At 62.1% G+C, this 9,855-nt stretch carries 11 protein-coding genes; 6 read left to right on the forward strand and 5 right to left on the reverse strand.

The window, feature by feature from the left end; translation table 11 throughout:
- Nucleotides 1-22: 22 nt before the first annotated feature.
- Entirely contained in the window at nucleotides 23-508 is a 486-nt protein-coding gene (locus tag NW853_RS09035; protein ID WP_414348855.1) for a fasciclin domain-containing protein, read from the forward strand.
- 124 nt (nucleotides 509-632) lie between these two features.
- Here the strand turns inward: NW853_RS09035 and NW853_RS09040 are convergent, their stop codons facing one another.
- Nucleotides 633-875 carry a hypothetical protein gene (locus NW853_RS09040; RefSeq protein WP_011433628.1) on the reverse strand — a complete coding sequence of 81 codons (243 nt, stop codon included), beginning with the start codon at nucleotides 873-875 and terminating at the stop codon, nucleotides 633-635.
- 187 nt (nucleotides 876-1,062) lie between these two features.
- On the opposite strand from NW853_RS09040, the gene NW853_RS09045 reads away from it, so the two are divergent.
- Together NW853_RS09045 and menD are read left to right on the forward strand one after the other, a co-directional pair.
- Nucleotides 1,063-1,965: a cyanophycinase gene (locus tag NW853_RS09045; protein WP_414332719.1), complete on the forward strand. Its 903-nt coding sequence runs from the start codon at nucleotides 1,063-1,065 to the stop codon at nucleotides 1,963-1,965.
- A complete protein-coding gene (menD, locus tag NW853_RS09050) occupies nucleotides 1,962-3,764 on the forward strand; it encodes a 2-succinyl-5-enolpyruvyl-6-hydroxy-3-cyclohexene-1-carboxylic-acid synthase (protein WP_414348848.1) in 1,803 nt (600 codons plus the stop codon). Before NW853_RS09045 ends, menD begins: the two co-directional genes overlap by 4 nt.
- Here the strand turns inward: menD and miaA are convergent.
- Nucleotides 3,688-4,704, reverse strand: a complete 1,017-nt coding sequence (gene miaA, locus NW853_RS09055) for a tRNA (adenosine(37)-N6)-dimethylallyltransferase MiaA (RefSeq protein ID WP_414348849.1) — start codon at nucleotides 4,702-4,704, stop codon at nucleotides 3,688-3,690. The two genes, menD and miaA, sit on opposite strands and share 77 nt — an antisense overlap.
- 121 nt (nucleotides 4,705-4,825) lie before the next feature.
- Here miaA and NW853_RS09060 point away from each other — a divergent pair, with 121 nt between their 5' ends.
- On the forward strand, nucleotides 4,826-5,680 hold the full coding sequence (locus tag NW853_RS09060; protein ID WP_414348850.1) for a hypothetical protein: 855 nt from the start codon (nucleotides 4,826-4,828) through the stop codon (nucleotides 5,678-5,680).
- A 162-nt stretch (nucleotides 5,681-5,842) separates the two neighbouring features.
- Here the strand turns inward: NW853_RS09060 and rpe are convergent, their stop codons facing one another.
- The gene (gene rpe / locus NW853_RS09065; RefSeq protein WP_414348851.1) at nucleotides 5,843-6,553 is read right to left on the reverse strand and encodes a ribulose-phosphate 3-epimerase; all 711 of its coding nucleotides are present in this window, start codon (nucleotides 6,551-6,553) and stop codon (nucleotides 5,843-5,845) included.
- 102 nt (nucleotides 6,554-6,655) lie between these two features.
- Complete coding sequence (locus tag NW853_RS09070) at nucleotides 6,656-6,877, reverse strand: hypothetical protein (RefSeq protein ID WP_414348852.1); 222 nt, start codon at nucleotides 6,875-6,877, stop codon at nucleotides 6,656-6,658.
- Nucleotides 6,878-7,026: 149 nt separating this feature from the next.
- Here NW853_RS09070 and NW853_RS09075 point away from each other — a divergent pair, with 149 nt between their 5' ends.
- Complete coding sequence (locus NW853_RS09075) at nucleotides 7,027-7,422, forward strand: VOC family protein (protein WP_414348853.1); 396 nt, start codon at nucleotides 7,027-7,029, stop codon at nucleotides 7,420-7,422.
- 5 nt (nucleotides 7,423-7,427) lie between these two features.
- Nucleotides 7,428-9,011 (forward strand): NAD(P)H-hydrate dehydratase, encoded by a 1,584-nt coding sequence (locus NW853_RS09080; protein ID WP_414348854.1) that lies wholly within the window; start codon nucleotides 7,428-7,430, stop codon nucleotides 9,009-9,011.
- Here the strand turns inward: NW853_RS09080 and NW853_RS09085 are convergent.
- Nucleotides 8,971-9,804, reverse strand: a complete 834-nt coding sequence (locus NW853_RS09085; protein ID WP_414332799.1) for an undecaprenyl-diphosphate phosphatase — start codon at nucleotides 9,802-9,804, stop codon at nucleotides 8,971-8,973. The two genes, NW853_RS09080 and NW853_RS09085, sit on opposite strands and share 41 nt — an antisense overlap.
- Between the last annotated feature and the right edge of the window lie 51 nt (nucleotides 9,805-9,855).

A 9,855-nucleotide genomic window follows, 5' to 3' on the forward strand; every position in this document is an offset into this window, starting at 1 on the left:
AGCTGTTGTCTCGGCCACCACGTTGGTTGCAGCCCCTGCGGTCATTGCCGGCAGCTACGGCGCAACTTCTGAAAGCGTGAAAACCGCTGCTGCTACCGGCAAAACCATTGTGGATGTTGCGGCTGAGGCCGGCTCTTTCACCACGTTGATCCAAGCCTTGGAGGCTGCCGACTTGGTGGAGGTACTGGCTGGGGAAGGCCCCTTCACCGTTTTTGCTCCCACCGACGAGGCCTTTGCAGCGCTGCCGGAAGGCACTTTGGAGAAGTTGCTCTTGCCGGAAAACCGTGAGCAATTGACCCAGATTCTCACCTACCATGTGGTGCCCGGCAAAGTTCTCTCCAACGATCTGAAAGCTGGGGAAGTGGTCACGGTCGAGGGATCCCCTGTGGAGATCTCTTTGGCTGATGGAGTCAAGGTCAACGATGCCAACGTGGTGACCGCGGATATCGAGGCCGTCAACGGCGTCATCCACGTCATCGACAAGGTGATCCTGCCCCCGCAGATCTAACCTGTCGGTAGGGAAGTTCTAGATCCTGCGGGGTCTAGTTCTCTGGCAGCCCCTGCCCCCGGTGGTGGGGGCTTTGTGTTGCAACTTAGGCCGACGACCCTCAAGGGATCCCTGACCTTGAGCTCTATAGGTCGATGCCGACGCTGGAAGCGTAGATCGCCTCCACCGACACGCCCGAGACCCGCTGCGGACGCACAATCATGTACTCATTGTCCATCTGCTTGGGCAAGGTGATGAACTCTTCGCCGCCCACCATCAGGTTGTTGATCAACTCTGTGTATTCTCTGGCCTCTTTGACCCGCACTTGCATGGTTTGTCCACCTTCCAGCATGATGTGGACAAGGTATCCGTCAGGTTTTCTGGCCATGGATGCTCCCGCTGGGTAACCGAAGGACGAAACGAGGGGTGTTCTTATGAACATTATTCCCCCTTTCGCGACCCCTAACCCACTCCTAGCTCCGCCGTGAAATCTGGAATGGGGCTGCGCCAAACCGAATCTCAAGCCGTAGCATAGTGAAAGTGAAATGTGTCCATTTTAATCTTTCTCGCGCTCCATGCCCCATTTGCCTGATGTCTCTGCTGCCCACCGTGAGCTGGGGTGGAACGGAGTTCCTTCCACCCCGACCCACGCTGCCCAACCCTACCCTACCGTGAGGGATCCCAGCATCGCCCGTTCCGACCTCATTGCCGTTGGGGGAGCAGAGGACAAGGAAAAGGAATGCCACATCCTTTGGGAGTTCTTCCGCCGAGCGGGGGGAAGGTCGGCCCACATCACCATCGTGCCTGCGGCTTCTGGGATCCCGGCGGTGCTGGGGGAGGTCTACGCCAATATTTTTCAGCAGATGGGGGCGGCCAGCCTGCAGGTGCTGGATATCCGCAACCCGATGGAGGCGAGGGATCCCGATAACGTCGAGAAAATCCGCTCCTCCACCGGCATCTACTTCACGGGTGGGGATCAGGAGCGGCTGGCGGAGGTGCTGGCCCACAGCGAGTTGATGGAGGCCATTCGGCAGCAGTGGCAGCGAGGACAGACGGTGATTGCCGGAACCAGCGCCGGAGCTTCTGCCTTGGGACAGCAGATGATCTCCCGCGGCTACAGCGGGGAACCTCCCACGCCGGCAATTGTAACGGTGAAGACGGGCCTGGGCCTTTTGCCTCGCGTCATCATCGATCAGCACTTCCATCAGCGCAATCGCCTGGTGCGGTTGGTTACAGCGGTGGCCCACTACCCCCAGTGCCTGGGCATCGGCATCGATGAGAATACGGCGGTGGTGATCCAGGCCAACAATGTGATGGAGGTAATCGGCTTGGGCACGGTGACGATTGTGGACGGGACGCAACTGTACTCGACCGTTCAGGAGGCGGCAGCGGACGAGTATTTTCGGCTGCACAATGCCCGCCTTCACTTTTTGCCGCCGGGATCCCGATTTGATCTCAACACGTTGTCTCCGCTGTGACCGGTGAAAACTTTGTCTCGCCAAGGCGGCTGGATTGGCGCAACCTCAACGCCCTCTGGGGATCCCTGTTGGCCGAGACCCTGAGCCGGCTGGGCTGTCGGGTGGCGGTGGTGTGCCCGGGATCCCGCTCTGCCCCCCTCACCTATGCCCTGGCGCAGCATCCGGAGATCGAGGCCATTCCGGTGCTGGATGAGCGGTCGGCGGCCTTTTTTGCCCTCGGCTTGGCCCAGCGAACTCGGCAGCCCATCCCTCTGGTGTGTACTTCCGGCAGCGCCGGCGCCCATTTTTTCCCGGCTCTCCTTGAGGCAGCCGAAAGTGGGTTTTCCCTGTTGATCCTGACGGCGGATCGGCCCCCAGAGCTGCGCCACTGCCGCGCCGGGCAGACTATCGACCAGGTGAAGCTCTACGGTCACTACCCCAACTGGCAAGCGGAATTGGCCCTGCCCAGCGCGGAGCCAGAAGCCCTGGCCTATCTCCGCCAAGCCCTGGTTCACGCCTGGGAGCGCACGCTTTACCCCTTTCCCGGCCCTGTGCATTTGAATGTGCCCTTGCGAGATCCCCTAGCTCCCGTTGCCGATGGCAGCACTGCGCCCCTGGTTCATTTGCAGGAAGATCCGGAGTTTGAGAAGACCTTTTTCCGCGGGGTTATCCCCCCATCTGGCCTGGCTGCCGGTTCTGCGTTCGCGTCAACAGCTTCCTTTTGGCAGGAGTGGCGCGGCTGTGAGCGGGGGGTGATCTTGGCGGGGCCGGCCCAACCGGCGGATCCCCAGCGTTATGCAGAAGCGGTGGCCCGCTTGGCGCTGGCCCTGGGCTGGCCGGTGTTGGCGGAGGGACTCTCCCCTCTGCGCAACTACGCTTCCCTCAACCCCCATCTCATCACCACCTATGACCTCCTCCTGCAGCGGGATGGCCCCCAGCTCTGGCCGGAACAAGTCATCCAACTGGGATCCCTGCCCACCAGCAAAGCGCTGCGGCAAACCCTGGCCAAAGCTCGCCCCCGCACCTGGCTGCTCGATCTCCGGCCCGAGAACGGGGATCCTCTGCACAACCCCACCACCCATTTGCCCTTTGCTGTGGAAGAGCTGGCCGCCGGGATCCCGGAAGCAACATTCAAAACTCCAGCCCCCCGAACAGCTTTTCTGCAGGGCTGGCTGACAGCCGAAGCGCAAATCCGCGCCACCCTAGACCAGACCATGGCTGACCTGCCGGAGTGGTTTGAGGGCAAGATCGCCTGGTGGCTGGCCCACCACCTGCCGCCGGAGACGCCCCTGGTGATTGCCAACAGCACGCCGGTGCGGGATGTGGAGTGGTTTTGGCCGCCCAACGACCGCCGCATCCGGCCCTACTTCAACCGCGGCACCAACGGCATTGACGGCATTCTCTCGACCGCCTTCGGGGTGGCCCACCGCCATCGGCCAACAGTGCTGCTGACCGGGGATCTGGCCTTTTTGCACGACTGCGGCGGCCTGCGGCTTAGCCCTTACCTGCAGGGATCCCTGACTATCCTCCTCATCAACAACCGGGGGGGTGGGATTTTCGAGCTGCTGCCCATTGCTGAGGCGGGCCCACCCTTTGAGCCCTACTTCGCCACTCCCCAGGCGGTGGATTTTGCCCTCCTCTGCCAGGCCCATGGCATTCCCCACCGGCGGCTAGAGACTTGGGAAGAGCTGGCCCAAGCCTTGGATCCCTTGCCCGCCCAAGGGGTGCGAGTGTTGGAGATCCTCACCGATCGGAAAGCCGATGCTCAGCGGCGGCGGGAGTGGTTTCAGCAGTGGTCTGAGCTGCCATCCAGGCTTTAACCCGCTCCCAGATCTGCTCGGGCAGATCCTCGGCCTCGCAGTCCAGCCACTGGATCCCTGGCATGGCCCGAAACCAGGTCATCTGCCGCTTGGCAAACTGGCGGGTGCGCCGCACAATCAAAGGCTGCAGCTCCGCCTCTGGGATCCGCCCTTCTAGGTAAGCGCCGATCTCCGCATAGCCCAAAGTTTGCAAGAGGGGCAAGTCCGGCCCATAGCGCTCCCGCAGAGTTTTTACCTCTTCGATCCACCCCCTCTCCATCATCTCCGCCGTGCGCCGGGCAATACGTTGTTCCAGACGGGGCATCGAGCAGCGCAGCCCCAAGATCAAGATGGGGTAGTGGGGAGGATGGGCCTGCCGTAGGCAAGAGGCCGGTTTCCCGGTGGTGTAAATAATTTCCAAGGCCCGCAGGGTGCGCACTTCATCATGAGAGTGGATCTGCCGAGCGGCCACGGGATCCAACTGCTGCAGCCAGGCGTAGCGGATCTCGGGCGGCCAAGTTTCCAATTGAGCGCGCAACTGGGGCTGAGGGGGAATTGCCGGGATCCCCAGCCCTGCAGTGATGGATTGGATGTAAAGCCCCGTCCCCCCCACCAGAATGGGAGTCTGTCCCTGCCGATGGGCCTCGGCAATGCGGGCTTGGGCCGCTCGTTGGAACTCGGCCACGGTGTAGGTGTGGCGGGGATCCACAAAGTCAATCAACTCGTGGGGCCAAAGGGCCCGCTCGGCGGGAGTGGGCTTGGCGGTGCCGATGTCGAACTCCCGGTACACCTGGCGAGAGTCGGCGTTTAACAGCGGGGATCCCAGCCGTTGGGCCAGCAGCAGCGCCTGGCGCGACTTGCCGGTGGCGGTGGGGCCAGCAATGACGACGAGCCCCGGCCCTGCGGTCGAGGAGGGAGGTTCTCGGCAGTCGCGCCCATTTGGAGACCGGTTTTGATCCATCCGCTGTCGGCAAGAAAGTTCACCCAGGGCAGCAGATTAAAATTTTCAAAGAACCCTAGCGCTGTGGATAAAATAGGACATCCATAGCCTCTATTGTCTTCCCGGCTCTTCGAATTTCCCCGTGATCTCATCTTACGTCTCTGCTTCCGTTGCCGTGTTGGGCGGGGCGCAGCCTCGATTTGAGCTGCCCCCTGTCAAACTCCTTCTCTTGTTGCTGCGGGCCTCGGCACGGCGAGGGCTGGCCGGCCTTGGCAGAGCCCTCGGAGCCGGTATCCTGGCGGCGCTGCTGGCGTGGGAACCGCGCCCTGCCTTGGCGGAAGTTTTGGTGCTCAAGCAGGGAGAAGTGCGCACTCTGCCCCTATTGCAAACGCGGGCCCGACTGCCCCTACAAATGGAAATGCTCTATTTGGGCATGGTGGAGGAGCGCTTCTTGAGCTACGCCCGCGCCAACAATTGGGAGACCATTGCTAGCGACCGCGAGGATCCCCGCTGGAGCCGCTGGCAACTGCGCCCAGGCGGTGAGGCCCTCTACCTGCCGGATGCCCCTTCATCGCGGGATCCCTCAGAGCCCCCCCTCTATGCCCGCGGGTTTTATGTGCAAGCCTATTTTGTCGGCGGACGCTTGGCGGGGATGCACCTGATTCATAACCCGGAAGAGCCGGGCTTCAATTTGAGGCAACTGCAAAGGCTTGTTCGCGCTTGGTTCCCCGATAACCGCTTGATGTTGCACTACCAGGTGCTGCCGGAGGATCCCGACCGGCAGGTGCTGGGCGCCTACTGGGGCACCATCCCTTCTCCTTACCTTGCTGACATTCAGCGCAACAGCCGCCTGCCCTTTTGCCAAGTTTTTTTCAGCCCTACCTCGCCTCAGCCAATCGTTCCCCCCTCTGCCCCTCCGCATTGCCTCAGCCAGACTGCCGTAGAGGATGGTGCAGCCCCTGCGGCTGCCCAGAAGAAGACCGCCGCTCTGCGCTAGAATTTCGAGCCCGTCCTCACCACCAGAAGGGATCCCTGCCGCTGAGCTGTGGCCATTCGCAATGGGCCAAGATTGAGGGGCGCTAGGTCTTCTTCCCTCTCTTTTGTGCCTTGGCCTAAGAGGGGCTCAAGAGCATGGGTTTCCCCAATCGATAAGCTCAAATCAAACCGTTACCAGCTCCGGGCGACGGCTGTTGCGGATAGCGCGAATAGCCTCCGCATAGTCTTTGGCCTTGAACACTGCCGAGCCGGCCACAATGGCGTTGGCCCCCGCCTCGATGACCTGCCAGGCGTTGCTGGCCTTGAGGCCGCCATCTACTTCAATCCAGGGATCCAGACCGCGCTCGTCGCACAGGGCCCGCAGTTGGCGAATTTTGGGCACTACCCCCGGAATGAAGCTCTGGCCGCCAAAGCCGGGGTTGACGCTCATGATCAAGACCAGATCCACCAAATCCAGCACGTACTGGATCAGCTCCAGGGGGCTAGCGGGGTTGAGCACCACACCTGCCTGTTTGCCCAGATCCTTGATTTGGCTGAGGGTGCGGTGCAGGTGAATGGTAGAGCTGGACTCGGCATGAACGGAGATGATGTCGGCCCCCGCCTTGGCAAAGTCGGCCACATACTTTTCCGGCTCCACAATCATCAGGTGGACGTCCAGAGGCTTGGCCGTAACCGGGCGCAGCGCTTCCACCACCAGCGGGCCGATGGTAATATTGGGCACAAAACGGCCATCCATGACGTCCACGTGGATCCAGTCGGCTCCCGCCTCGTCCACCGCCCGCACTTCTTCCCCCAAGCGGCTAAAATCCGCCGAAAGAATCGAAGGGGCGACAACAATCGGCTTTTGCCCAGAGGCTGCTGACGGCTGAGTCATGGTGAGTATCCGAACTGTGAACCGCAAGAAAGGGGAGCCTGCTCCTCTATGGTACGGGGTTTGATCCCCTTTGCAAACTGCCTCTTGGCTCGGAGGCTAGGGTTACAGGGGACTGGCCTCGACCCAATGCCGGAAAACTTGGGCCAGATGACCCCAGGGATCCGGCGGCTGAGCGTTGCTCTGGGACTCTGGAGCAGCCTGCTCTGAGGGAGCCGGGTTTACCTCTTCTTCCAGCCGCAGGGCAAGCTGCTGCAATTGCATGTAGATGCTGTTGACGGCCAGCATGGCCAAGACGGTGCCGAAAAACTTGGTGCGGGATCCCATAGACCAACCCCTAGGCAAGAAGCAAGATAGAGGATATTCTCGTCGCCGCTGCCCTAGTTCCACCTTAGCGCACAGGCGGAACAGGTCTTTTGGAGAAAATCCTTACACTTTCTCTCGACAGCTTCAGGAACTTGCGCCCAAGCAACGTCATGAGCACCTATCAGCACCTGCACACCGCCCTTTGGGTTAGCGATCTGGCCAGGGCCGAGCATTTCTACGGAACCGTGCTCGGGATCCCCAAGGCAGAACGGTTTCCCTTTAACTTTCCCGGCGCTTGGTACCAGGTGGGGTCTTCGCAGATTCATTTGATTGTCACTGAGGAGCCACTTGACCAAGGGCAGCAAGCCAGTCGTGGCAGCAAGGCGAAGTGGGGGCGCCATCCCCACGTGGCGCTGGGAGTGGAAGATCTGGAGGCGGTAAAGGCCCGCTTGCTGCAGGCAGGCTACGAGGTGCAGCCCAGCGCTTCCGGGCGGGCGGCTGTGTTTGTTCGGGATCCCGACGGGAATGTGATCGAGCTGAGCTCCATAAGCCCCCCTCAGCCATGACCGCCATGACAGAGCCCTCTTTGCCTCAGCAGCGCAGCGTCCTCAACTCCCTTGACCCGGCCACCGCCCTGGTCAGCTCGGCGCAGATGCGGCGCCTCGAGGAGGAGATCTTCGCTGCCGGCATGCCCGTGGCCGCCCTCATGGAGAAGGTGGGGCTGGCCGTTTTTGCCCGGTTGCGGCAGGATTTTCCCCAGGCGCAGCGCATCGGCATCCTCTGCGGCACGGGGCACAATGGCGGCGACGGCTTGGTGGTTGGGCGAGAGCTGCGGCTAGCCCAAAAGGGGGTAAAGGTTTGGCTGGGGAAGCCGGATCTCAAACCCCTAACCGCCGACCACGCCCGCTACCTCAGGGCTCTAGGGGCGGAGTTTGTAGAGCGAGTGGAGGCGTTGGCCGACTGCGACTTGCTCATCGACGCCCTCTTTGGCATTGGCCTAAACCGGCCCCTGGGGGATCCCTGGGCGGGGGCGGTGGAGTGGGCCAACGGCAGCGGCATTCCCATCCTCAGCCTGGACTTGCCTTCTGGCCTCAACGACCAGACAGGTGAGATCTGGGGCTGCTGCATCCGCGCCAGCCACACCTATGCCCTCGGCCTCTGGAAACGGGGCCTGTGGCAGGAGGCGGCTCTGCCCTGGGTGGGACGGCTGCATCGCCTTGATTTTGGCATCCCCCCTTGGGTCTGCCCGGCAGAGGCGGCTCCCCAGTTGTTGCTGAACCCTTGGCCGCATTTTCCCCCTGACCCGCCTTTGGATACCCACAAATATCGCCAGGGATCCCTGCTAGTGGTCGCAGGGTCGGCGGCCTATGCCGGGGCGGCAGTGTTGGCCGGGCTGGGATCCCGCGCCAGTGGCGTGGGCATGGTAACCCTGGCGGTGCCGGCGGAATTGAAGGGGCTCATTCACAGCACTTTGCCGGAAGCCTTGGTTCACCCCTGGGAAGGGATCCCGGCTCTGCCGCCGCTGGGTGAAAAACCTTTCCAGGCGGTGGCGGTGGGGCCCGGCCTAGGAGAAACCCGCCGGCTGCTGCTGGAGAGCTTGCTGCGGGATTGGGCCGGGATCCCTTGGGTTATCGACGCCGATGCCCTCAATGCCCTGGCGGAGATGGGGGTGGAGCGCTTGCAAGAAAACGGGATCCAAGCCATCCTCACCCCCCACCTGGGGGAGTTTCGCCGGCTTTTTCCAGGGATCCCGCTTGCGGATCGCATGGAGGCAGCCCAAAAGGCGGCAGCCCAGAGTGGAGCAGTGGTGGTTTTAAAGGGAGCACGGACGGTCATCGCCTCTCCTAGGGGGGAATGCTGGGTCAACCCGGAGAGCACACCGGCTTTGGCCCGCGGTGGCAGCGGCGATGTCCTAACTGGCTTAATCGGCGGCCTGGTGGCGCGCAGAAGGGCCCAACTGGGTCAGTTGATGGGGATCGCGGAGCTGCTCAGTTGTGCCTGTGCCGGAGTGTGGTGGCATGCCCAAGCCGCTATCCAGTTGGCGGGGGAGCGGGGTCTAACAGGGGTGGATCCGGCCCACCTAGGGGAGTACCTGCCCAAAGCGCTAAGTCGGCTTAAGGTTGCAAGAACCCCAGGGCCAGTCCCAGGAAAATGAACAGGCCAAACCCAATCCGGTAGGCGATAAACAGCCAGGTGCTGCTGCGCTGCAAAAATCGAATGAGCCAATCGATGGACCCGTAGGAGAAAACAAAGGCCGAGAGCGTCCCCAACCCCTGCGACAGCAGCGCCTCTGCCTTAAACTCGGAGATGAACTCCGCCACCCCCGCCAAAAAGAGGGCCGGGATCCCTAGCAAAAAGGAGTAGCGGGCGGCAGCCGAGCGCTGCAAATCCAGCAACAGAGCCGCCGTCAGCGTCACACCGGAGCGGGATACCCCTGGAATCAACGCCAAAGCCTGGGCCAGCCCCACCCAGAGCCCATCCCCAATGCCCAGGCTGTGCAGATCTCGCCGGCGTTTCCCCACCCGTTCCGCCCAGCCCAAAGCCAGCGCCAAGCCAATGGCGGCAGCAGCAATTACCCCCAACTGGCGGGGTGGGGATCCCCAAATGGCCTTGACGGCCCATCCGGCAACCACAATCGGCAACGTCCCCACCAGGATCCCTATGAGCAGCCGCCAAGACTCCTGCTGGAAATCTCGCTCCTGCCAAGCCTTCCAGGAGCCAAGGAGCACCTGGCGCAGATCAGAGGCAAAGTAGATCAACACCGCCCCCAAGCTGCCCAACTGGATTACCGCCGCAAAGGAAGCGCCTGCATCTGGCCAGCCCAGCAAAGCCGGAACCACCCGCAGGTGCGCCGTGCTGCTGATGGGCAGAAATTCAGTGATCCCCTGCACCATGCCCAAGAGCAGGGCCTGCCACCAGTTGGGATACCAGGTGTCGGCTAGCACCAAAGACAACCTCTCCCTGTATGCCAGGCTACTGTCTGGAGGGGAGATCCCCTC

It is taken from the genome of Synechococcus sp. H55.11, assembly GCF_047462475.1.
GTDB lineage: Bacteria > Cyanobacteriota > Cyanobacteriia > Thermostichales > Thermostichaceae > Thermostichus.

Bases quoted from the DNA above. Each gene is read 5' to 3' on its own strand.
- miaA (WP_414348849.1), bottom strand. From the start codon at position 4,704: ATGGATCAAAACCGGTCTCCAAATGGGCGCGACTGCCGAGAACCTCCC.
- NW853_RS09080 (WP_414348854.1), top strand. From the start codon at position 7,428: ATGACAGAGCCCTCTTTGCCTCAGCAGCGCAGCGTCCTCAACTCCCTT.
- NW853_RS09040 (WP_011433628.1), bottom strand. From the start codon at position 875: ATGGCCAGAAAACCTGACGGATACCTTGTCCACATCATGCTGGAAGGT.
- NW853_RS09075 (WP_414348853.1), top strand. From the start codon at position 7,027: ATGAGCACCTATCAGCACCTGCACACCGCCCTTTGGGTTAGCGATCTG.
- rpe (WP_414348851.1), bottom strand. From the start codon at position 6,553: ATGACTCAGCCGTCAGCAGCCTCTGGGCAAAAGCCGATTGTTGTCGCC.
- NW853_RS09070 (WP_414348852.1), bottom strand. From the start codon at position 6,877: ATGGGATCCCGCACCAAGTTTTTCGGCACCGTCTTGGCCATGCTGGCC.
- NW853_RS09045 (WP_414332719.1), top strand. From the start codon at position 1,063: ATGCCCCATTTGCCTGATGTCTCTGCTGCCCACCGTGAGCTGGGGTGG.